Genomic DNA, 23,908 nt, shown 5'->3' with positions numbered 1-23,908 from the left:
TATAAGGAGAAGTGATAGCACATACCCTATCAGTTTTTAATTTTTTATCTTAATCATCATCCCCCCAATAGTTTTAGGATATAAATAATCTAAAAAAACCTCAAAGCTTGCTGGATTCCAACCCTTCTCAAACTCATTTGGTCCTATGTTAGCAACAGAAATAATAATTTTTTTCTCATTATTTTTAATTCACGCGTATAATTATTTACTTGAAATGCACCTGTAACTTCTTCCTCTTTCCCTGTACCATCCTGCACATAAAAAACTGCATTTTTTTCACCAAATTTAACTTTTCCACTAATTCCTTCAGATGTTTGAATTTCCCACTCAGTATTTATTAAAACTTTTTTCAAATCTCCAGTATTAGATATTGAGAGCATAACACCAATAACACTTAATAACATTACTAATGCTATAGCTACTTTCATATATATATTTTTTTTAATAATTTAAGTACCCCTATATATTCCTATGTTTTAACTCATTATTTCATATTATGATGTTACTATCAATTGTTTTTGTTATTATTGATTATTTATATTACAAGGGTGTTGCATTTTAATTATACGCGCGTTATATTTAATTTGCATGCTTATATTTTAAAGTATAACTATTTTTTGGAGGATACAATATGAAAATAATAAAAATCAGTTTATTACTTGGAGTTTCAGCCGGTTTATTAGGTAGTTTAGTTTTCCCATCGAATCGCGTTAGTGCTAACGAAGGGCAAACAATGACAGAGATGATTCAGTCAAATACAAAGAAAAGGGAAGTTGATAATTTTGATTATAATATGAAATTAGTTGATGTCGAAACTGTAATCTTAAATTATTTTCAATTGAATAATATTGAAGTAACCCCAGATAATCCCGAATACTCAACCTATCTGTCGTCTATTGTTGACGATGCTAATAATCCAATTCATAATGAATCATTTTTTGAATATGTTAAAGAGTATTCAAACGTTTACTTTAACAGAGTTGGTTCTATGCAATTAGCAGATAATAGTAATCTTGATGTCATTCGGAAAAGTAGACTAGAACTATTAAATAAAACATTTCAGAACATTAAAGATGAGAACGCTGTCAACATTATGGAAGCTGAACAATCTGGTTTAGTACCTAAACCTTCGGCGCGTAGAAATAAAACATTAAACGTAGAAAATGTTACTGGATATGCACGTAAGTGGGCGTTTGACCGTAATTATAGCTTTCCTAATTATAAAGAAGATTGTACAAATTTTGCATCACAAATAGTATATTATGGAAATGTTGAACCCAGTACAGCTGTTAATGCTTCCGGGAATTCTTGGCAATTTGGTGGAGGTGCTGGTAAGTTCAAGCGGCGCAAATGAAGAAGGAGGATCTGCAATGGATTGAGAAGAATAAACTTGTTATACATATAAGTAGTTAGTTATTTAACTAGCTTTTTTTTAGATCGATTTCTTCCATAAAGTGTCTTGGGAAAACTAAGAATGAAATAAGTCTATATTTTTAGAATAAAATAAAAAAATAAAGTGTATAACTGGCTTTTTAATTTGGTGGAAAATAAACTGTGTAATTATGAAAAACAGATTGCTGAGAGAAAACAATCACAAGGATAAACAGAGGAGAAGAATAAAAAAATATTTGAAAGGAACCTTTATTTAAAAGTCTTTTTTTGAAAAATAGAACTGTTTTTCAAAAAGCTTTGTAATTTTGAAAGAATGGTGGTATGATAGCAAATGTTAAAGAATGAACTTGAAAAAATGATGATGCGATAAGTTTCAGTTTATCTTTCTTCGTGATACCAAAAAAGGTGATTTAAATAGGAAATATCTAGTCATTTGTGTTAGAATATAAAGGTATCAACGAATGGATTCGAAAGATTAAATGAAGTGATGCTACAAAGTTATTTTTTCAATTGCTAATTTTAATTTTACCTAACTTCGTTGGATGAGAATTCAATTTTGGAAAAGAGGTGAAAGTTGTGGATCATGAGGCTCCAATAATTCATTTATTTGGCTTGGCGTTTAATGTGGCGAACATGATTACGGTCGTGGCTGCATGTTTAATTGTTTTCTTAATTACGTTTGTTTGTACGAGAAATCTAAAAATTAAACCAACAGGAAAACAAAATTTCATTGAATGGATTGTTGATTTCGTACGAACCATTATTTCTGGACCAATGTCTTGGAAAGAGGGAGCACAGTTTCATTTATTAGGTTTTACTTTGTTATTATTTGTTTTTGTATCTAATATGATGGGATTGCCGTTAACTTTGACAGTTGGTGGTAAAGGATATTGGAAGAGTCCAACAGCAGATCCAGTAGTCTGTCTAGCTTTAGCATTAATGGTTGTTTTACTTACTCACTATTTTGGAGTACGTGAACAAGGGTTTAAGGAATATTTCGTCAATAGTTATATTAAGCCAGTGTCATTTTTACTACCAATTAAACTATTAGAAGAATTCACAAACACGTTAACATTAGCATTACGTCTTTATGGGAACATTTATGCAGGCGAAATTTTACTAGGCTTAATTGCCAGTTTAGGACTTAGCTACGGACCATGGACCTGGATTATCGGGTTACCATTGGAAATGATTTGGCAAGGATTCTCAATGTTTATCGGAAGTATTCAAGCATTCGTATTTACCACATTAACGATGGTATATATGGCACATAAAGTGCAAGTAGAAGAGTAACAGAGATACAACTGAGTAATAAAAAAACTATAAAAGTAACTATTTTCAAGGAGGAAATTTATTATGAACGGAATGGGTTTAATCGGGGCAGCAATCGCAGTAGCAGGAGCAGCAATCGGAGCATCACTAGGTAACGGGAAAGTAATCTCTAAAACAATCGAATCAGTGGCGCGTCAACCTGAATTACAAAGTAGACTGCAAATGATGATGTTTATTGGGGTCGGTTTGATTGAAGCTGTTCCAATTATGGCAGTAGTTATTGCCTTTATCTTAGTATTTAAATAAAAATAGATGTAGGCGGAGATTGTTGAACGGTACCTCTGCCTTTTTGTATAAACAAAAAGTGTTAAAAGTGATTTAGAAGGAGTGTCGGAAATGTACGGTTTAGTATTAGGAGAATCCACCAGTGCTGGAGATACAATTTTTGTCTTAGTGTCCTTCTTATTGCTATTGTTAGTTCTAAAGAAATTTGCATGGAAACCATTGATGACTATCATGGAAGACCGCGAAAAGCAAATTGCTAAAAATATCGATAGTGCAGAAAATTCTCGTATTGAGGCCAATCGTTTAGCCGTTGAAAGTAAAGATAATCTTGAAGCGACAAGAACTGAAGCGTCAGCTATTATCACGAAAGCTCGTGAAAATGGTGAAAATATTCAAAGCGAGATGCTAGAAAAAGCGAAAGCAGAAGCAGATCGCATAATAGTAGAAGCGAAAAAAGATATTGAATTAGAAAAACAAAAAGCAATTGAGAGTGTCAAAAATGATGTTAGTCATTTATCTATTGACATTGCCACTAAACTGATTGGAAAAGAATTAACAAGTGAGGATCATGCCGCTTTAATCGATAAGTATATTGAAGGGTTGGCTGATGACGAATGAAATTAGACAAACACACAGTAGCAAGTCGATATGCAAAAGCCTATTATAGACTAGCAGAAGAACATGATTCCATTGAAGAAGCTTTTGATAACATGATGGATATTCGTCAAATTTTTCAAGACAACCAAGGTCTTGGTCTTGTTTTGTCAGATGCGCGTTTATCTGCCTCTCAAAAGCGTCCAATCATAGAAAATTTAATGAAAAATTTTCCAGAACTTATGCAGAATTTTGTTCAAATGATATTTGATTATGATCGAATGAACGATATGGAATTAATCGTTGACGAATTTGAAAAGCTTTACGACTATAAAAATCGCACAATTTTAGCGAAGGTAACAACTGCTGTACCACTATCAGCTACTCAAAAAGAACAATTATCTGCGTCATTTCTTAAAAAAATGGACGGAAAAAGAGTGATGTTTGATGAAGTTGTTGATCCAACTATCTTGGGTGGAGTCATTATTGAAGCAGAACATCAAATTTTCGATGGAAGTATTCGTTTGAATTTAGAAACATTGAAAAAACAAATCATTAAATAAATTGAAATGGTTGAAGAGGTGAAGATGTAATGGGCATTAAAGCTGAAGAAATCAGTGCTCTAATTAAGCAACAAATAGAAGGGTACCGCAACGAGCTACTTATCGATGAAGTTGGAACTGTAACTTATATCGGTGATGGGATTGCTCGTGCATATGGACTTGAAAATGCCATGTCTGGTGAGTTATTAGAGTTTTCAAATGGTGTATTTGGAATGGCTCAAAACTTAGAGTCAAATGATGTTGGGATTATTATTCTTGGACCTTTTGAAGAGATTCGTGAAGGGGATAAAGTCAGAAGAACCGGTCGTATTATGGAAGTACCAGTTGGAGAAGCGATGATTGGTCGCGTTGTAAACTCACTAGGACAACCAGTTGATGGTTTAGGTGAGATTGCAACAACTAAAACACGCCCAGTTGAAGCATTGGCACCAGGCGTTATGCAACGTCAATCAGTTGGAGAACCTTTACAAACAGGTTTAAAAGCAATTGATGCATTAGTTCCGATTGGTCGTGGTCAACGTGAATTAGTCATTGGGGACCGTAAAACTGGTAAAACAAGTATTGCGATTGATACAATTATTAACCAAAAAGATCAAGATATGATTTGTATCTATGTGGCGATTGGTCAAAAAGAATCAACTGTTCGTAACCAAGTGGAAACACTAAAACGTTACGGTGCAATGGACTATACAATTGTTGTTACAGCAAGTGCCTCTCAACCAGCACCAATGCTGTTTATCGCGCCTTACTCTGGAACTGCAATTGGTGAGGAATTTATGTATAATGGCAAGCATGTTTTAATCGTCTTTGATGATTTATCAAAACAAGCAGCGGCTTATCGTGAAATTTCTTTACTACTTCGTCGTCCTCCAGGTCGCGAAGCGTATCCAGGAGATGTTTTCTATTTGCACTCACGTTTATTAGAACGTGCAGCCAAATTAAACCAAGAACTTGGTGGCGGTTCAATGACTGCTTTACCATTTGTTGAAACACAAGCGGGAGATATCTCTGCTTATATTCCAACAAACGTAATTTCGATTACAGATGGTCAAATATTCTTGGAAAGCGACTTATTCTATGCCGGAACAAGACCAGCCGTAGCTGCTGGATTATCAGTTTCACGGGTAGGTGGTGCTGCACAAATTAAAGCGATGAAAAAAGTAGCTGGAACATTGCGTCTAGATTTGGCAAGTTTCCGTGAGTTAGAGGCCTTTACTCAATTTGGTTCAGACCTTGATGCGGCAACACAAGCAAAATTAAACCGTGGTCGTCGAACTGTCGAAATCTTAAAACAAGATTTACATGCTCCGCTACCAGTAGCCAAACAAGTAATGATTTTATATGCATTAACACATGGTTTCTTAGATAGTATTCCAGTTGATGAGATTTTAAGATTTGAAGGTGAGTTCTTTGATTATCTAGATAGTCAAAAACCAGAAATTTTAAAAACAATTGTTGAAACAAAAGATTTACCAGATGAAAAAGACTTAGATGAAGCGATTAATAGCTTTAAAGAAACCTTTATTCCTGTTAAATCGTCTATCTAAATTTTTTGAAACAAACTAAAGGTGGTGAGCCTGAATGGGCGGCTCTTTAATTGATATAAAGAAAAGAATTGCTTCAACTAAAAAAACAAGTCAGATTACCAGCGCAATGCAGATGGTTGCTGGTGCTAAGTTAGGTAAATCCGAGGCAGTCGCTAAAGATTTCCAAATCTATGCATCGAAAGTTAGAGAAGTCGTGACTCATATTGCGGCAACTCAATTAGCGATGATTGAAGATGGCAACCTAATCGGCACCAATTCACCATCTAACGTTGATTTTCATGATATGTTGATTGAAAGACCTGTGAAGAAAACGGGTTATATTGTTATTAGTTCAGATAAAGGTTTAGCTGGAAACTACAATAGCTCGGTAATCAAATCAACAGTTGATATGATTACAAGAGATCATAAATCATCAGATGAGTATGTATTTATGGCAGTTGGATCTGCTGCAGCTAATTTCTTTAAAAGTCGTGGGATGAATTTAGCCTATGAATTAAGAGGGATTAGTGATTCACCTTCATTTGAAGAGATTCGTGAAATTGCAAGAACAGCAACTGAGATGTATAAAAATGAAGTTTTTGATGAATTGTACGTTTGTTACAACCATCATGTAAACTCAATCTCTTGCCAATATCGAGCAGAAAAAATGTTGCCACTAAGTGACTTAGATGCCAGCGAATCAGTTGAGTATGAAGTAGAATATATCTTTGAACCTTCTAAAGAAGCTATCTTGGATATTCTTTTACCACAATATGCCGAAAGTTTAATCTATGGAGCAATCCTAGATGCTAAGGCAGCTGAATTTGCTGCTAGAATGAGTGCGATGAAAAGTGCAACAGATAATGCTCATTCGATTATTGCGGATTTAACGATTACCTATAATCGGGCTAGACAAGCAGCTATTACACAAGAAATTACCGAAATTGTTGGCGGTGCTTCGGCGCTAGAATAATTTTTATGAGCAACTTTTCAGAAAAAAGGAATGGTTAAAATGGCGAAACTGTCATCTTCTCCTAGTTCCTATTTTTCTGTCAGAGTTAAGCACAGACTCCACAAACTTTTTATTAAGGCTAGTTTTTATGAGCCAACTCTTCGGAAAAAAGATAAATGAAAAAAATGACAAAAAATGTCATCTCTTCCATTTTCTACTTTTCTGTCAGAGTTAAGCAGGCTCCACAAACTTTTTATTAAGGCTAGTTTTTATGAGCCAACTCTTCGGAAAAAAGATAAATGAAAAAAATGACAAAAAACGTCATCTCTTCCAGTTCCTATTTTTCTGTCAGAGTTAAGCAGGCTCCACAAACTTTTTATTAAATGGGAGGAAAAACGAATGAGTATAGGTCAAATTGTTCAAGTAATTGGACCCGTTGTCGATGTGGAATTCCCATTAGATGGATCATTACCTGATATTAATAATGCCCTAATTGTTAAAAAAATCTACAATAAAAATGCTGAAACAAATGAAGCACCTGAAACTATTGTTTTAGAAGTTGCTTTAGAGTTAGGTGATGGCATCATTCGTACCATCGCAATGGAATCAACAGACGGACTGCAACGTGGGATGGATGTTGAAGACACTGGACGTGCGATTTCAGTTCCAGTTGGAAAGGAAACTTTGGGTCGTGTGTTTAACGTATTAGGCGAAACCATTGATTTACAAGAGCCTTTTCCAGCTGAAGCTCGTCGTGATGTCATTCATAGAAGCGCTCCAGCTTTTGATGAATTAAGTAGTAGTACTGAAATTTTAGAAACTGGAATTAAAGTAATTGATTTACTTGCTCCGTATTTAAAAGGTGGTAAAATCGGGTTATTTGGTGGAGCGGGTGTTGGTAAAACAGTACTTATCCAGGAATTAATTCACAATATTGCTGAAGAACATGGTGGAATTTCAGTATTTACCGGAGTTGGGGAACGTACCCGTGAAGGTAATGATTTGTATTTTGAAATGAGAGAATCTGGTGTTATCGAAAAAACAGCGATGGTATTTGGTCAAATGAATGAGCCGCCTGGTGCACGTATGCGTGTTGCTTTAACTGGTTTAACAATTGCTGAATATTTCCGTGATGATGAAGGACAAGATGTACTTTTATTTATCGATAATATTTTCCGTTTCACTCAAGCGGGTTCAGAAGTATCGGCACTTTTAGGTCGTATGCCTTCTGCCGTTGGGTATCAGCCTACATTGGCAACAGAAATGGGTCAATTACAAGAGCGTATTACTTCAACAAGAAAAGGTTCAATCACATCTATTCAAGCTATCTATGTACCAGCCGATGATTATACCGATCCGGCTCCTGCTACAGCGTTTGCCCATTTAGATGCAACAACTAACTTAGAACGTAAATTAACGGAACAAGGGATTTATCCTGCAGTTGATCCGTTAGCTTCTTCTTCAAGTGCATTGGCACCTGAAATTGTTGGGAAAGAACATTATAAAGTAGCAACTGAAGTTCAACAAACGTTACAACGTTATCGTGAATTACAAGATATTATTGCTATTTTAGGAATGGATGAATTATCAGATAGCGAGAAGATTTTAGTTTCTCGTGCACGTCGTGTTCAGTTCTTCTTATCACAAAATTTCCACGTTGCTGAAGCCTTTACTGGACAACCAGGATCTTATGTACCAGTTAAAGACACGATTCGTGGCTTTAAAGATATATTAGATGGGAAATACGATGATATACCTGAAGATGCATTTAGAAGTGTTGGGAAAATTGAAGATGTTGTTGCTAAAGCGAAGGCTGAAGGCTACTAATTAAAAGGAGGGTAACTCATGGCTGCTTTAAGAGTCAATATTGTTACACCAGACGGGCTTGTTTATGATCATCAGGCGAATATGGTTGTTGCTAAAACCCTCGATGGAGAAATCGGGATTTTACCACAGCACGCTCCAATTATTGTTCCTTTGCAAATTAATGAAGTTCGGATTAAACGAATTGATCGACCAGACCACGAAGATGCAGTTGCTGTAAATGGTGGGGTTATGGAAGTTCGTGATAATGTTTGTATTATTCTTGCGGATAGTGCAGAAAGAGAACGTGATATTGATTTAAGCCGTGCTGAACGTGCAAAAGAAAAAGCTGAAAAACGAATTGAAGCAGCGAAAGAACATGAAGATCGTGACGAAATTCAACGAGCAACAGTTGCTTTACACAAAGCAATTAACCGGATTTCGGTTAAACATCATGGTCAGTAGTTTTTGATTGTTTCATTTTAATGGATAGTGGAATTAATGAAGCGAGTAGTTTCAATGATTAAACAAAATCCTCAGATGTAGTTCTGAGGATTTTTACATACTCATTCGGATTCATGCAGCAAAAGAATGAGAAAGTTTTATTATCTATAGTACCAAGGTAGATAGATAAAGAAGGGAGTGAGGCATTTCGTGTCTATTTTTGGCGTTCAATCTTTATTGGGAGTTATTTCCCATATTCTATTTATTATGTTATCTTTCTGGGCGTTACGTGCTGTACGATTTGACAACTGGATCAATAAAGGACAAGTTAGGCAAGCGCAAGTACTTTATATTTTCTTATCAATCGTAATTGGGTACACGGTTAGTAGCTTTTTCTTGGAGTTTATTAATCTATCGAAAAGTTTGCCGTATTTGTTAAAATAAGAGAAAACTAATTAAATTTTTAGAAAATGAATGAAATGATTGTTTCGTGAAATCATTTCATGCTATAATGCTAGAAGCGACCATTGAATAAAAAATTCTTTTTGTTATTCAATGAAGCACTTAAGAGTTTCGGAGGGGTTTAAAACATGGAAAAAATAATTGTTCGTGGCGGTAAGCGTCTGGAAGGAACAGTTAAAGTAGAGGGTGCTAAAAATGCAGTTTTACCTATTTTAGCAGCAACTATCTTAGCAAGTGTTGGTGAAAGTAAGTTAACAAATGTACCAACATTGTCTGATGTTTATACAATTAATGAAGTGCTACATCACTTAAATTTAGATGTTACGTTTAATGAAAAAAATAAAACTGTTGCAGTTAATGCAACTCATGAATTAAATTTTGAAGCTCCATTTGAGTACGTAAGCAAAATGCGTGCGTCAATTGTAGTTATGGGTCCATTATTAGCGAGATTAGGTCATGCTAAAGTTGCTCTTCCAGGAGGATGTGCAATTGGAACTAGACCAATTGATTTACATTTAAAAGGCTTTGAAGCGATGGGTGCGAAAGTACATATCGAAAATGGATATATCGAAGCTTTTGCAGATAAACTAAAAGGTGCACGTATCTATCTTGATTTCCCAAGTGTAGGTGCAACACAGAATATTATGATGGCAGCTACTTTAGCTGAGGGAACAACAACGATTGAAAACGTAGCTCGTGAACCTGAAATTGTTGATTTAGCTAACTTCTTGAATCGTATGGGTGCTAAAGTTGTTGGTGCTGGTACTGAAACAATCAGAATTGAAGGCGTAAAAGAGTTAGTTGGAACGGAACATGGAATTATTCCTGACCGTATTGAAGCTGGTACATTTATGATTGCCGCTGCAATGACTAAAGGAAATGTTTTAGTAGAAGATGCGATGTCTGAACACAACAAACCTTTAATTTCTAAATTAAAAGAAATGAATGTAACGATTATTGAAGAAGAAAATGGTCTACGTGTAATTGGACCGGATCAGTTAAAAGCAACTGATGTGAAAACAATGCCTCATCCTGGTTTCCCAACAGATATGCAAGCACAAATGACTGCTATTCAATTATTAGCAGAAGGTACAAGTACAATGACTGAAACGGTTTTTGAAAATCGTTACATGCATATGGAAGAATTACGACGCATGAATGCGAACTTTAAAGTAGAAGGTTCCTCTTTAGTTATTTATGGTCCTACAAACTTACAAGGTGCTGAAGTAGCTGCTACGGATCTTAGAGCAGCAGCAGCCTTAATTTTAAGTGGTTTATGTGCAGAAGGTTATACACGTGTAACTCATTTAGAATATCTAGATCGTGGTTATTTTGAATTCCACAAAAAATTACAAGCATTAGGTGCTGATGTTGAACGTGTTAACGAAGAAGACACACATGTTTTAGCGGATGCTGAATTAGCAAGCTTATTTAATTAATTAAATGGTATCGACCCTGAATTTTAGTCAAATCTAATTTTTAGGGTCTTTTTTATAAAACTATTTATTACATATGTAATGTTGAAAAATGACATTCACAATCAACAAGTTGAACAGTCAACATAAGTAAATTATATTCAATCAAATAAAAGCAGATTATCAATTAGAAATAGAAAATAGTCAAGCTCTCCAACATCAAATCTTTGCTGAACTTTATTTTGATGTTGGAGGAATTCCAATTCATGAGATTCATTCTTATTTGTTAGAGGATAAGTTCTTGGAAAAATTATGTAGAAAGCAATTTCTACAATGAATATTCGCCATTTTAAGATGCATATTTTTTAAATTTTAGAAACGTACCTAAAGGAAGCCTTTTCCAAACTAAATTTTTGATAGTGAAATTGAATTCCAGTTTTAAGATGAATTTATGAAACAATCGTTATAATAATATGGAAAGTTGTAAAAAACGATAAAGATAGCGGTTTTTTATCAAATTTTTAAGAAAATGCTAGTGTCAAGCGAAAGGTAAAATGTCCTAAACCTTAAGCTCACATTAATGCAAGCTTTTCCTTCGTAAAAACTTGCATTAATGTGACCGTATTTGGTAAAATGAGTGTTAAGCTGCTCGTTCAGCTTCGTATTCTTCGAGTGTTTTTCCGATGCTGCGAAGATATCTTTTGAAAGACTCTAGTTTCCACGGGTGAGATTGTGGGGGAATATACTGGCGTCTTTCTTTTTTTTGCTCTGGAATCGGGTCAAACTCTGTTGAATAGTCGTCATGTTCTTTCAGTCTCCTTGTTGTGTATATTTTTTCAGCGATATTTACATAGATTTCGCCGTTAAAGGATTCGATAACGAGGGCTTTTGATCCGCGTGTAAAGTACTGATCTTCGCTACCCTCCGTCGGTAAATAGTAGTTATTTTGATACCGAATGTGATGCCCACTATCGATTTTTCTATTTGCGACTCGTGCTAATAATAAATTCATCTCTGATTTCGTAGGTGCCTTCTCATAGATTGATTCCTTCGTCTTATTACCAAACTTCCTGTTAAATGATTGAATCCATTTTGTTAAAAAATGATTGGCTTCCACAATAGATTGGATCCCTGCTAATTCTAAATCTACAGGAAGTCGTGATTGAACCGTGCCGTTTAATCGTTCTACACGGCCTTTCGCTTGTGGAATAGAGGAGGTACGAATGTCAATACCGAGTTGATGGCAGGCAAAACCAAATTGCGTGAAGGTATCTTCCTCAACGACTTTCTTGGTTTTGGATTGATAGTCAAAAACGGTTCGTTTATCGGTTAAAAAAGCTAAAGGAATCCCTCGGTTACGGAGGATCTGATGGAGCACATGATAATAGCCATTGAGCGTTTCTTGCGTGTCGAAATACCCACCAACGATATCCCCAGAAGCGTCATCAATCGCTAAGTGAAGATGGGTGACGTCGTTCCCGAACCAATTGTATGAACTGGCATCCATTTGAATCAGCTCTCCTTGGTATTTTTTCCTAGAGCGGCTAGGATGGATTTTTTCGGGTGAAGCCAGTTGATCTTCGGCTCTTGGAAGCAGTGGATTATCAAGCTTTGTCTTTGCTTTCATTGATTGTGCTTTGATTCGAGCTTTTATTTTTTTTCGTGTCTTTCTTTGTGTTTTAGGTGAGATAATATTCGCTAGGTATAAAATATTTCGAATCGTTGTATCGGTGTAACAGATCGCATAATCCTCCTTTAATATTTCAGTAAAGTGCTTCACATTCGGTTTTATATTAAACTGTTGATAAAGCCCAATGATTTGTTTTTTTACATCCTCCGGTACGGCATGCATCTGTTTTTTTCCTCTATTGCCGTGTGAAAAAACAGCCTTTCCTCCTTCTTGATATTTTTGGATTAATCGATTGACTTGTCTGATCGAGAGATCTAGTTCAACACAAGCTCTCTTCTTATCTTTTCTTTTTTCTGTGACAGCTTTTATTACGTTATATTTCTTATCTTCATTCATTGTTAGTATTATCCTTTTCATGGTTTGATTTTATCACGAAGGGACATTTTGTGCTTCGATTACATTAAGACATTATCATGTTCGAACGATATTATCAAATTTTTAAGAAAATGCTAGTTTCCGAATAGTAGGAATTATGCTATAATAAAATATTAGATGGCTAGATTTTATTATAGCCTAAATTTGAACGAAGAGCTTTGAGAGGAGAACAATAATAATGGCGAAAGATATAGGTATCGATTTAGGTACAGCAAATGTATTGATTCATGTAAAAGGTAAAGGAATTGTTCTAAATGAACCGGCTGTAGTAGCTATTGATACAACAAATGGACAAGTTTTAGCAGTTGGTGAGGAAGCTTATCGTATGGTAGGACGGACTCCAGGAAATATACGTGCAATTCGTCCCTTAGAAGATGGCGTTATTGCTGATTTTGATATTACAGAGGCAATGCTTTCATATTTCATAGATAAATTAAACGTAAAAGGTTTCTTATCAAAGCCAAACATCTTAATTTGCTGCCCTACAAATATCACATCTATTGAGCAAAAAGCCATTATTCAAGCTGCTGAAAAAAGTGGTGGGAAAAATGTTTATCTTGAAGAAGAGCCTAAAGTTGCTGCAATTGGTGCTGGAATGGATATTTTCCAACCAAGCGGAAATATGGTTATTGACATAGGTGGAGGAACTAGTGATATCGCAGTTTTATCAATGGGAGATATTGTTACGAGTCGTTCATTAAAATTAGCTGGTGATAAGCTAGACAGTGAAATTACACAATATGTGAAGAAAAAATATAAATTATTAATTGGTGAACGTACTGCTGAATCAATTAAGATGGAGATTGGAACTGTTTTTCCTAAGAATCGTACAGATTCAATGGATGTTCGTGGTCGCGATATGGTTAGTGGTTTACCTAGAACAATTACAATTACATCAGATGAAGTTCAAGAAGCATTAAATGAATCAATGATGTTGATTGTTCAACAAGCAAAAGACGTATTAGAACAAACACCGCCTGAATTATCAGCGGATATCATAGATCGTGGAATCATCTTAACTGGTGGCGGTGCGTTACTAGATGGGATTGATCAACTATTTGCAGAAGAACTAAAAGTACCTGTATTTGTAGCTGAACGTCCACTAGATGCTGTTGCTCTAGGAACAGGGATTTTATTAGAAAATATCAATAAAAAGCGTCGTTAATTCTTTTATCCCCTGATAAATGACCTGTATTCTTATTTAAAAGAATAATGCTGTGTTAACGAATGAGGTGGAAAATGAGGCAGAAAAAAATAAAATTAACCAGTCTACCAACTGCCTATAAGGTGTTGATTGTAATTTGCACAATTATCTTGGCATTCTTGATTGGATCCATGATTGGTTTTGGAGTACTAGGAGATGGAAATCCATTTTCTATTTTCGATTCAGCAACTTGGAAACATATTTTTAGTTACTTCACTAAGGGAAAAGTTGTTAAATAACTAGCAAAAGTCTTAATTCAAAAAATTGAATTAAGACTTTTTTTAGTTTTAAAAAATTTTTTGACTTTTTTTGCATATAGTACTAGCAGAAGGGAGTGAAGAACATGAATCAGGTAACATTGGTGGGGCGTTTAGTTCGGGAGGTACAAATTCAGAATGTAGGTGAGAATAAAGTCGTACTGAATAATACACTTGCTGTCCAGAGATTATTTAAAACAGATTCAGGACAAACTGATTTTATTCCAATAGTTGCTTGGGGTAAAGTTGCGAAGCTAATTGATTTGTATTGTGAGAAAGGAGATTTGATTGGTCTCAATGGAAAGATGCAATCTCATAGCTTTATTAATCGTGAGAAGGAGACTGTTTTCGTTGTTGAAATGCGGGTTGAAGAAGTTCAATTTCTGCAAAATAAACGAACAGAAGAGACGATATCTATTGAAGATGAGTAGCAATTTTTTCTAAATGACCTGACTTAGTTGTTATTTAACTGTAACAATGTAGTCTAAAAGCATGCTTTCTTTTTTTTATAAATAAAATAGTAGCGAATTTAACCATTTATTTTGTTGATTTGTAATATTAAAATAAGCAATCTTACGTAAATGCTGTAAATTTTAAAAAAAAAGATGAGAAAAAAATTTGTTGAAAGTTTAGAATTAAAAGTGAGTAAATTAGGGTTTATAAGGAAAAATGAGAAATAAAATGAAATTTAGTATTATTTTAAAAAAAAAAGAATTGTCAGAAAATTTACAATTATAACGGTAATCCTTAAGTGATTTGGAACCGAGTAATGAATGCTTAATGATTCAGTAACCTAGAGGGATTAGTGGCATGGTAAGATTTTCCTCGTAATGAATAGGAGGAAATAAACGTATGAAGAAAACAATCATGTCGATGGCTATTATGTCAACTTTATTTGCAGGGACAGTGGGGATCTCTTCTGTACTAGCTGCAACTTTAGATGATAGTTCAGACAAGATAGTATCAACTCAAAACGTAACTATCCAATCAAATCAAGCAGTGTTGGCGGATTTAAATGATTCTAGTCAATCGCCAGATTTAATAAAAAACCTACTAGCTGATAAGAACTTAACTGAAAAAGAAGCAGCTATGACAAAGGTTACAAAAATTGAGAAAACACCAACTGTTGCAAGTTATACTGTAGAAGCTGGTGATACTAGTGAAAATATTGCAAAAGCTTTTGAAGTTTCAATGGATGATTTAGCTAAATGGAATGAAGGTTTAACAGCTGATTCAATTATTCAAGTGGGACAAAAGCTTAAAATACAAACTGAAAAAGACCCTACTAAAATCGAAACAACAAAATTAACATGGAAAGCACCTGTTGTAGAAACACCAGCACCTGTTGTGACGGAAGTTAATCCAACAATCGAACCTGTGGCTGAAGCAACAATCGAAACAGCTGAAGCAACACCTGTAGCCGAAACACCAGTACCAGTCGTTGCTGAAGCAGCACCAACAACTGGACGGACAGTAACCGTTACTTCTACAGCGTATAGTTTTAGTGAAGCAGGATTAACACCGTATACCGCAACTGGAATTGATCTAAGACAAACACCAAATGTGATTGCAGTTGATCCAAGCGTTATTCCATTAGGTAGCCGTGTTATGGTAGAAGGTTATGGAGAAGCAATTGCTGGCGATACAGGCGGGGCAATTGTTGGAAATAAGATTGATGTACATTTTTCAACAGTAGCTGCTTGCTATCAATGGGGCGTTCGTACCGTTAATGTAACAATTTTAGATTAAGATAGATTATGCTTAAAGCTCTCATAGAAATATGAGGGCTTTTTTCTTTATTCTAAGTATGAATACTTTGTGAAGAAAATTTGATTCTTTAGTAAGTTACTTTGTTTCAGCAGTTAAAAATAGTATAATGAAGAGAGACTATCAGAATTGAACAGAAACGAGGGATCTAGATGAAAATATTAATGATTGAAGACAACCAATCTGTCTGTGAAATGATGGAAATGTTTTTTTTAAAAGAAAATTGGGATGCAACCTTTAAGCAAGATGGAAAAGAAGGATTAGATGCTTTTTTAGAGAAACCTGATGCATGGGATATTGTTACGTTAGATTTAAACTTACCGACAATGGACGGAATTCAGATTTGTCGTGAAATTAGAAAAGTATCTGAAAGTATTCCGATTATTATGTTAACAGCTAAAGATTCAGAGAGTGATCAAGTAATTGGTCTAGAAATGGGCGCAGATGACTATGTAACGAAACCTTTTAGTCCATTAACATTAATTGCTCGTCTTAAAGCATTACATCGTAGAGCGGATTTAAGCATACAAGAAAGCTCAGATGGAACAAAGCACACTAAAGATGAAGATTTTGAAGTGGAGACGGATCATTTAAAGATTAACACAAAAACAAGAGAAGCCTTTTTATTCAAAAAACCAATTGAAGGATTAACACCAAAAGAATTTGAGTTGCTTTACACATTAGCTAGAAGTCCTAAACAGGTTTTCTCAAGAGAACAGTTATTAACACTTGTTTGGGATTATCAATATTATGGGGATGAGCGAACCGTCGATGCACATATAAAAAAATTACGTCAAAAAATTGAAAAAACGGGTCCACAGGTAATTCAAACTGTCTGGGGAGTCGGTTATAAGTTTGATGACAGCGGAGTTGAATAACTATGAAGTATCTTTATCAACAAATGTTGGCCTTTTTTGCAGTTATTATGACGGTTTTAATTATTCTAGGTTTTTCATTTGTTAAATTTACATCAGATACAGTGCAAGAGAACTTGGAGCGCCAGCTAAGTAGTTATGCCAATACAATTATTGAAAATCCCAATGGTCTATTAGAGAATTCTCAGTGGGCAGAGGCTCTACTGCGTAATCAAGACATTCGTATTTTTGTAACTAATGATAAAAAGCAGATTATTTCTCCTTTACGAGACAAAGGCAAGTACTTAAATATCTCAGAAGCAGATTTTAAAGCACTGGAATCTGGAAATGAAGTTAGTTCAAAAGGTGATTCAGCTATTGATTTGTTAGGAAATAAAAAGCAACAGCTATGGGTATTAGTACCATTCGTCTATTCAGATACGCAGCAATTTGCTGGTGTAGTTTATGTTGATGCTCCCGTTAGTAACATTAAAGGAAGTATTTCTGAATTGAAGAAAAATCTTTATTTTGCGCTGATTATTTCAACAATATGTGCATTAATATTGAGTTTTGTCTTAGCGCAGTATCAAGTAAAACGAATTAATCGCATTCGGAATGCAACTCATCGTATTTCTAAAGGTGATTTCGATGTGCATTTAGAAAGTAAGGCTAGAGATGAGTTTGATGATTTAGCGGAAGACTTTAATAGCATGGCCAGCTCTTTGAAGGACTCAAATGAAGAAATTGAGCGTCAAGAGAATCGCCGAAGACAATTCATGGCTGATGCAGCTCATGAAATGAGAACGCCTCTAACAACCATTAATGGGCTTCTAGAAGGTCTGGAATATGATGTCTTTCCAGAAGAGCAAAAGAAACGTAGCATTACGTTGATGCAAAATGAAACCCGTCGCTTAATTCGTTTAGTGAATGAAAATCTAGATTATGAAAAAATTCGTTCTAATCAGATTACATTATCTAAGTATACCTTTAATGCATTTGAGGCCTTAGAGGGAATTGTTCAACAGCTAAATGTAAAAGCTAGTGAGGCTGGAAATACGTTAGAATTAGACTGTTCACCAGATCTAACTATTTTTGCAGACTACGATCGATTTGTGCAAATCATTGTGAATATCATTCAAAATGCTATTCAATTTACTTCAAATGGTCACATTACAGTAACTGGTTTTGCTGGATTAAATGAAACAGTGATTGAAATTCAAGATACTGGAATTGGAATGACCGCTGAAGAGGTTGCTAATATTTGGGAACGCTACTACAAAGCAGATGTTTCTAGAAAAAATACTAAATTTGGGGAATCTGGTTTAGGTTTAGCGATTGTCCAGCAGCTAATAAATATGCATAATGCTAAAATCACAGTAGAAAGTGTACCAAATGAAGGAACAACTTTTAGATTATCCTTCCCACAAGAAACGGTGGCAGAAGAAACTTCTGTCTAAGAATAAATGAATTAAAGAGGGTGAGACAAACTATGTTTTAGTTTGTTTCGCCCTCTTTATTCATTTAAATATTGCTTTTTCTCAGTCTTTTTTTAATTTAGTCATAACGTAAATAATTTCTCAATAAATTGCTCATAATTTTCGGCATCTAACAAATGTTTTAGTCGCTCTTGATTAGAAAAAGTATCAATCATAAAATCAAAAAGTTGTCTGAATTTTTTAGTATCACTTTGGTTCATGACAATCATAATAATCACTTGAACGTAGTGAGTATCCCATTTTATTGGATGTTTATTAATAATAATTGAAACGCCAGTTTTCTTGGCGCTCATTTCAATTGCATGAGGCAAAGCCACGGAATTATTAAATGAAGTCGCTGACATTTTTTCCCGTTCTTTAATCAATTCAATAAATGAACGATCGATGTAGTGAGCGTGAACTAGTTGTCCACCAAGATGTTCAATGTATTCCTCTGGTGTGTCCAAATAAATATTGCGCTCAAAGCGTTCAGGAGTTAAATACTTTGTAAGCCCTTCCTTAAGCTCTGTTTGCAACTGTTGATTTTGTACATAGTGTATCTGTTTTTGAATTTTATCTATATCTTTTTGTGAAAGAAAAGGTGAGATGTGAATCCCATTAGGCCAGTCAGGCAAATCAATTGTAGTTAAGACTAAGTCAGCTCGCTTTAATTCAGCAATATCCTCATTATTTAGCAAATGAACACTTCCAAGAATAGTTAAACTTGATTTAAATGTATCGCCCACTTTATAGATTAATCGTTGATGAAGGTCGTAATATTCAGGAGTGTAAATCATGCAGCTCAGTTTATTTTCAGTTTCAAATTTTTCCTCAAAATAGGACCCAATATGCAAGGCAATAAAGGTAATCTCATCATCAGTAATCGGCATTTGGATATTTTTTTGGATTTGTTTGGCAATAAAAACAGCAACTTCATAAATAAAGGCATAGGATTGTTTAATTTCCTCTGCCAAAGGGTTGCGAACTTGTTTTCCGTTTTTGGCTCGAGTAATTAAATTTGAGACATGTAATGCTAAGTTTAAAATGAGATCTGCTGAAACAGTAGCAATAAAGTATTTTTCTGAAACTAATTGCATCGTTTCTTCTACAAAGGTGTAAATCGAAGTATCCATATAATTTTTTAAAAAGGCATCATTTGATGGAGAGATTTTTGTCATTAAAAGCAAGGTTAAATTATAAACTTCATATTGATCCATCTCTACTTGAAAGGACTGATTAAGTTCTAGCGCAATTTGCTTAGCTAATAAATGCTCCATTTGATCATCTGAAAAGAGAAGAGGTGTAGGCACCATTTCAGATCGCTGGTTATGAAGTAGTCGATTAATGGCAATAGCGATATGTAACAGCAAACTATTCATTGCATATCCATTTACATATAAATGTTGTTGATTTAAGCAGGTCATTACAATTTTTTGTACATACTGAATTGAGATATCTGGAAAAATAGATTGAATGTAATCTAAGGATTGAAAACTTTGCAAGGCCTCATCTTGCAACATTGTACTAGCTAGACGACGAAAATTAACTTCTTCACCTTCCATACTGAGGAATTGCCCATGCTTTACTAAGGTTAAATTAAAACCACATAATTTTTTACGTAAACGTAGAGTATCTTTTTCAATAGTTGGAACACTAACAAATAGCGTTTCAGCTACATCAAAATAGTCTACATTTCGATGTTGAATCAATAAATTCATTAAATAATTCAGTCGATCTTTAGGTGTATATACGTCTCGTTTATTTTGAGAGAGTAACTCTTCAACACCAAAAGTGCAATCGATTTGATAGCCTTGTCTAGAAGATACAATCAATTCAAGTCCAGCTTTTTGATTAATCCGGTAGACATAATTCCGAATAGTTCGTGTTGAGGTAGATAAAGCTTCCGATAAATAGGTTGCTGATAGCCAAGTTTGTTGCTGCGTCAGCATTTTTATCAGCGCTGTTTCTTTTTTATTTAAGGACACAGTAAAAATCTCCTCTCATTTCTTATTCATTCTATTATCTCAATCTTCTTAGTAGCAAATCAAATACATTTTTTTCCGCCAAATTAGACGTAGTAGGAAAAAAGGATATTTGATAAATAAGTGAAAATTATAGATGATAGGAGTGTAAGAAAACTTAGTCGGGAGGAAGAAAAAATGAGTGAATTAAATGTTTTATTAGTTTGTGGATCAGGGGCAAGTAGCGGATTTATGGCAGCTAATATGCGGAAGGCTGCTAAAGAAAAGCAATTAGATATGAAGATTTCTGCTAGAAGTGAATCAGAAATTGAGAACTATATTGAGGAGATTGATGCTTTAATGGTAGGACCTCATTTGGCTTATATTTTAGATGAAATTGATGATCTGATTCATGAATTTCCAATCAAAGTAATACTGATGAAAAAAGAGTATTATGCAACGCTAGATGGTAATGCAGCCATTGAACATTTGCAAAGTGCTTTACAAGAAGAAGGATAATAAAGGAGGGGATAATGAGATGAATGGATTAATTAATTGGTTGGAAAATAGCTTTTCACCAAAAATGAATAAAGTGAATAATAATCCTTGGATTGTCAGTATTAAAGATTCAATTATGCAAACGTTACCATTTGTTTTTTTAGGCTCTATTTTTTCAATGTTAGCGATATTAAATGAATATTTTCCGATGCTACCAAGTTTTTGGATTCCATTTGGTTGGACGATGGGGAAGATTTCTCTCTTTGTAGCATTTTTGATTCCTTTTAATTTAATGGAAAAGAAGCGTCTTAGAAAGCAACGAATTGTTGCGGGAATGAGTGGTTTGATATTATTTCTCATGATTATTTCTCCACAAATTGAAAAGGATGGCGTGGTTGGTTTTGGTCATGAAGCTTTAGGGGCAGGTGGAATGTTTGTTGCGATTGTCGCTGGCTTAATTGCAGGATTTGTGTTAGTGATGGTTGGGAAATTCTCGTTCTTTAAAGAGGACTCTGTGATTCCTGATTTTGTGAGAGCCTGGTTTGATTCAATGCTGCCAATTGGGATTGTTATTGTCTTTGGTTGGGTCGTTGTTTTGATGTTAAATGTTGATTTATATAACATGGTGCTGAGCGTATTTATGCCTTTATCAAGCTTTATGGAGTCGCCATTAGGTTTTATCGGAATGATGTTTTTGATTTGCTTTTTGTATTCAATGGGAATTTCGACATGGGTCTTAACACCAGTTGTTCAACCCGTATTGTTAAAAGCAATTGCTGAAAATTTGACATTAGTTCAAAATGGTCAAGCAACTGCAGAAACATTGAATTTAGTCACAAGTAGTACGTTATATTCCGCTTACTTATGGATTGGTGGAATTGGATGCACGATGCCACTTGTCTTTATGATGATGCGAGCACGGTCTAAAAAGATTAGCGCATTAGGGAAAGCCTGTTTAGCACCATCTATTTTTAATATTAATGAACCCGTTATCTTCGGTGTTGTAGCTTGGAACCCCTTGTTGATGATTCCAATGTGGCTGCAAGGAATTATTTTACCAACAGTGATTTATTTATTTACGAAAGTGATTCATTTTGCACCCATTCCTAAGGTTCAATTTGAGATGTGGTATGTACCATTCCCATTTGTAACTTGGTTTACAACCGGTAGTATTTTTGGATTACTCTTGATGGCGCTGATCTTTGTGATTTCAGCTGCAATTTGGTATCCGTTCTTTAAAGCCTATGACGATCAAGAAACGAAGGCCGAAAATCTAAAAGCAGAAGGGACCACGTAAAATGGACGATCTAACAACAAAACAAGCAATGAATATTATTTTATTTGCTGGAGATGCACGTGTAAATTGTAAAAATGCCTTAGTTGCAACTGAAAAAAATGATTTTGCAACGGCACAGGCTGAAATGAAATTAGCAAAGAAAAATATTACAGAAGCCCATAAGATTCAAACAGAGGCCATTCAAAATGAGATGCGTGAAGAGGAAGTAGAACATAAACCATCCTTACTGTTTACCCATGCTCAAGATACACTAATGACGATTTATAGCGAGATTAACATTACCAATCATTTAGTCAAGATTGCTGAAAAAGTAGATACAAGATTGACTTCATTAGAAGCAAAAAAATAACAAAAATTAGATTAAATAAACTAGAAAGAGGCGAAGAAAATGAGACAAGTTCCAAAAGGCTTTCCAAAGGATTTTCTATGGGGAGGAGCAATCGCTGCTAATCAAGCCGAAGGTGCCTATGAATTTGAAGGGAAAGGCACAAGTGTTGCAGATATTAATGAATTTCGAGCAGATTTGCCATTAGAGAAACGTTCTAATGCAGAAATTTCAACAAGCTATATTGAAGAGGCTTTAAACAATCGTACGGGTGTCTTTCCAAAAAGATGGGGGATTAACTTTAAAGAAACCTATCGTGAAGATTTAAAGTTATTAGGTGGAACAGGATTTAAGCTTTTCCGAACATCTATCGATTGGTCACGAATTTTTCCAAATGGAGATGACCTTGTTCCAAATGAAAAAGGTCTAGCCTTCTATGATGATCTGATTGATGAAATTATTAGCAATGGGATGGAACCAATGATTACAATTTCTCATTATGAGATTCCTTTGAACTTAACTTTAAACTATCAAGGTTGGTATTCAAGAGAGGTAATTGACTTCTTTGTTAATTATTGTAAGGTCTTATTTGATCGCTACAAAGGCAAGGTGAAGTATTGGATTATTATTAATCAGATTAACTTAATTGGTCATGAATCCTTTAATCATTTAGGAATTGCGGAAGATAAAGTTGAGAATTTGGTTGAAGCAAAATATCAGGGAGTTCACAATATGATGGTGGCTTGTGGACGAGCAACAGACTATGCTCATCAAGTTGATTCAAACTATGAGATTGGCATGATGCTGTGTGGTGGTCCAGAATACGCAGCAACATGCAAACCGGAAGATGTACTTGCAACTTTGAAAATTAATCAAATGCAGTATTTCTTTGCGGATGTATTGCTACGGGGTTACTATCCTGGTTACGCCTTTAGATATTTTGAAGAAAACAAGATTCAGCTAAACTTTGGACCAGAAGATGAAGCAGATCTGAAGCATACAGCTGACTATATGTCCTTTTCTTACTACTACACACAAATCTGTGATGCTGAACACTCAGAGCCTTACCGCAACAAAGCGTTGCCTGCCAATCCGTGGGGCTGGACAATTGATCCATTAGGTTTACGAACTTTATTGAATTCCTTCTACGATCGTTATCAATGTCCGATTTATATCACTGAAAATGGTATTGGCTGTTACGATGTTTTAGAAGAAGACGACAAGATTCATGATGATTATCGAATCGATTATTACAAGGCTCACATTGAGCAAATGAAAGAAGCGATTCAAGACGGTGTCGATTTACGTGGTTATTGTGCGTGGGGACCGATTGATATTATTAGTTGTTCATCATCGGAGATGAGCAAACGTTATGGATTCATTTATGTAGATCAAGATGATTATGGTAAAGGTACAGGCAAACGTTATTTGAAAGATAGTTATACTTGGATGCAACAAGTAATCGCTAGTAACGGGGAAACGTTATAAAATGAAACC

Annotated in this window: 24 protein-coding genes; 21 read left to right on the top strand and 3 right to left on the bottom strand. The window is 34.9% G+C overall.

What is annotated here, in order from left to right:
* Window positions 1-143: 143 nt before the first annotated feature.
* Complete coding sequence (locus BR43_RS06230; protein WP_034560335.1) at window positions 144-428, bottom strand: hypothetical protein; 285 nt, start codon at window positions 426-428, stop codon at window positions 144-146.
* 203 nt (window positions 429-631) lie between these two features.
* Here BR43_RS06230 and BR43_RS20290 point away from each other — a divergent pair, with 203 nt between their 5' ends.
* From BR43_RS20290 to murA, 11 genes are all read left to right on the top strand, one after another.
* A complete protein-coding gene (locus BR43_RS20290) occupies window positions 632-1,354 on the top strand; it encodes an amidase domain-containing protein (RefSeq protein WP_034560333.1) in 723 nt (240 codons plus the stop codon).
* Window positions 1,355-1,968: 614 nt separating this feature from the next.
* Entirely contained in the window at window positions 1,969-2,685 is a 717-nt protein-coding gene (gene atpB / locus BR43_RS06220; RefSeq protein WP_034560332.1) for a F0F1 ATP synthase subunit A, read from the top strand.
* A 72-nt stretch (window positions 2,686-2,757) separates the two neighbouring features.
* Window positions 2,758-2,970 (top strand): F0F1 ATP synthase subunit C, encoded by a 213-nt coding sequence (atpE, locus tag BR43_RS06215; RefSeq protein WP_010054312.1) that lies wholly within the window; start codon window positions 2,758-2,760, stop codon window positions 2,968-2,970.
* Window positions 2,971-3,060: 90 nt separating this feature from the next.
* A complete protein-coding gene (atpF, locus tag BR43_RS06210) occupies window positions 3,061-3,567 on the top strand; it encodes a F0F1 ATP synthase subunit B (protein WP_034560330.1) in 507 nt (168 codons plus the stop codon).
* On the top strand, window positions 3,564-4,106 hold the full coding sequence (gene atpH / locus BR43_RS06205; RefSeq protein WP_034560329.1) for an ATP synthase F1 subunit delta: 543 nt from the start codon (window positions 3,564-3,566) through the stop codon (window positions 4,104-4,106). The genes atpF and atpH overlap by 4 nt, the downstream gene beginning before the upstream one ends.
* Window positions 4,107-4,135: 29 nt before the next feature.
* Complete coding sequence (atpA, locus tag BR43_RS06200) at window positions 4,136-5,653, top strand: F0F1 ATP synthase subunit alpha (protein ID WP_034560327.1); 1,518 nt, start codon at window positions 4,136-4,138, stop codon at window positions 5,651-5,653.
* A 34-nt stretch (window positions 5,654-5,687) separates the two neighbouring features.
* Window positions 5,688-6,605 carry a F0F1 ATP synthase subunit gamma gene (locus BR43_RS06195; RefSeq protein WP_034560325.1) on the top strand — a complete coding sequence of 306 codons (918 nt, stop codon included), beginning with the start codon at window positions 5,688-5,690 and terminating at the stop codon, window positions 6,603-6,605.
* A 378-nt stretch (window positions 6,606-6,983) separates the two neighbouring features.
* A complete protein-coding gene (gene atpD, locus BR43_RS06190) occupies window positions 6,984-8,411 on the top strand; it encodes a F0F1 ATP synthase subunit beta (protein WP_034560323.1) in 1,428 nt (475 codons plus the stop codon).
* A gap of 18 nt (window positions 8,412-8,429) precedes the next feature.
* On the top strand, window positions 8,430-8,852 hold the full coding sequence (locus tag BR43_RS06185; protein ID WP_034560322.1) for a F0F1 ATP synthase subunit epsilon: 423 nt from the start codon (window positions 8,430-8,432) through the stop codon (window positions 8,850-8,852).
* Window positions 8,853-9,041: 189 nt separating this feature from the next.
* A complete protein-coding gene (locus BR43_RS19490; RefSeq protein ID WP_084679780.1) occupies window positions 9,042-9,275 on the top strand; it encodes a DUF1146 family protein in 234 nt (77 codons plus the stop codon).
* A 146-nt stretch (window positions 9,276-9,421) separates the two neighbouring features.
* A complete protein-coding gene (murA, locus tag BR43_RS06180; protein ID WP_034560321.1) occupies window positions 9,422-10,732 on the top strand; it encodes a UDP-N-acetylglucosamine 1-carboxyvinyltransferase in 1,311 nt (436 codons plus the stop codon).
* Between the two features lie 616 nt (window positions 10,733-11,348).
* Here the strand turns inward: murA and BR43_RS06175 are convergent.
* Window positions 11,349-12,734: an ISNCY family transposase gene (locus tag BR43_RS06175; protein ID WP_034558391.1), complete on the bottom strand. Its 1,386-nt coding sequence runs from the start codon at window positions 12,732-12,734 to the stop codon at window positions 11,349-11,351.
* 217 nt (window positions 12,735-12,951) lie between these two features.
* Between BR43_RS06175 and mreB the strand changes: the two genes are divergently transcribed.
* The 6 genes from mreB (at window position 12,952) to BR43_RS06145 (ending at window position 18,312) form a co-directional block, all read left to right on the top strand.
* Entirely contained in the window at window positions 12,952-13,938 is a 987-nt protein-coding gene (gene mreB, locus BR43_RS06170; RefSeq protein ID WP_034560319.1) for a rod shape-determining protein, read from the top strand.
* 74 nt (window positions 13,939-14,012) lie between these two features.
* Complete coding sequence (locus tag BR43_RS06165; RefSeq protein WP_034560318.1) at window positions 14,013-14,216, top strand: DNA-directed RNA polymerase subunit beta; 204 nt, start codon at window positions 14,013-14,015, stop codon at window positions 14,214-14,216.
* Window positions 14,217-14,320: 104 nt separating this feature from the next.
* Entirely contained in the window at window positions 14,321-14,665 is a 345-nt protein-coding gene (locus BR43_RS06160; RefSeq protein ID WP_034560316.1) for a single-stranded DNA-binding protein, read from the top strand.
* A 421-nt stretch (window positions 14,666-15,086) separates the two neighbouring features.
* Window positions 15,087-15,983 carry a 3D domain-containing protein gene (locus BR43_RS06155; RefSeq protein WP_034560315.1) on the top strand — a complete coding sequence of 299 codons (897 nt, stop codon included), beginning with the start codon at window positions 15,087-15,089 and terminating at the stop codon, window positions 15,981-15,983.
* Between the two features lie 170 nt (window positions 15,984-16,153).
* Window positions 16,154-16,879 (top strand): response regulator transcription factor, encoded by a 726-nt coding sequence (locus BR43_RS06150; protein ID WP_034560313.1) that lies wholly within the window; start codon window positions 16,154-16,156, stop codon window positions 16,877-16,879.
* A 2-nt stretch (window positions 16,880-16,881) separates the two neighbouring features.
* Window positions 16,882-18,312, top strand: coding sequence for a sensor histidine kinase (locus BR43_RS06145; protein ID WP_034560310.1), 1,431 nt, complete (start codon window positions 16,882-16,884; stop codon window positions 18,310-18,312).
* Window positions 18,313-18,413: 101 nt separating this feature from the next.
* Here BR43_RS06145 and BR43_RS06140 read toward each other — a convergent pair whose 3' ends face one another.
* On the bottom strand, window positions 18,414-20,315 hold the full coding sequence (locus tag BR43_RS06140) for a BglG family transcription antiterminator (protein WP_034560308.1): 1,902 nt from the start codon (window positions 20,313-20,315) through the stop codon (window positions 18,414-18,416).
* Window positions 20,316-20,489: 174 nt separating this feature from the next.
* On the opposite strand from BR43_RS06140, the gene BR43_RS06135 reads away from it, so the two are divergent.
* From BR43_RS06135 to BR43_RS06120, 4 genes are read left to right on the top strand one after another with little or no spacing between them, the layout of a single operon-like run.
* Window positions 20,490-20,810 carry a PTS sugar transporter subunit IIB gene (locus tag BR43_RS06135; protein ID WP_034560307.1) on the top strand — a complete coding sequence of 107 codons (321 nt, stop codon included), beginning with the start codon at window positions 20,490-20,492 and terminating at the stop codon, window positions 20,808-20,810.
* Window positions 20,811-20,829: 19 nt separating this feature from the next.
* Window positions 20,830-22,086 (top strand): PTS sugar transporter subunit IIC, encoded by a 1,257-nt coding sequence (locus BR43_RS06130; RefSeq protein ID WP_034560305.1) that lies wholly within the window; start codon window positions 20,830-20,832, stop codon window positions 22,084-22,086.
* Window position 22,087: 1 nt separating this feature from the next.
* A complete protein-coding gene (locus BR43_RS06125; protein WP_034560303.1) occupies window positions 22,088-22,435 on the top strand; it encodes a PTS lactose/cellobiose transporter subunit IIA in 348 nt (115 codons plus the stop codon).
* A 39-nt stretch (window positions 22,436-22,474) separates the two neighbouring features.
* Complete coding sequence (locus tag BR43_RS06120; protein WP_034560302.1) at window positions 22,475-23,899, top strand: glycoside hydrolase family 1 protein; 1,425 nt, start codon at window positions 22,475-22,477, stop codon at window positions 23,897-23,899.
* The last annotated feature ends 9 nt before the right edge of the window (window positions 23,900-23,908 follow it).

The organism is Carnobacterium gallinarum DSM 4847 (genome assembly GCF_000744375.1).
In the GTDB taxonomy this organism is placed as follows: Bacteria; Bacillota; Bacilli; order Lactobacillales; family Carnobacteriaceae; genus Carnobacterium; species Carnobacterium gallinarum.
This window is presented reverse-complemented; position numbering and strand designations above follow the sequence as displayed.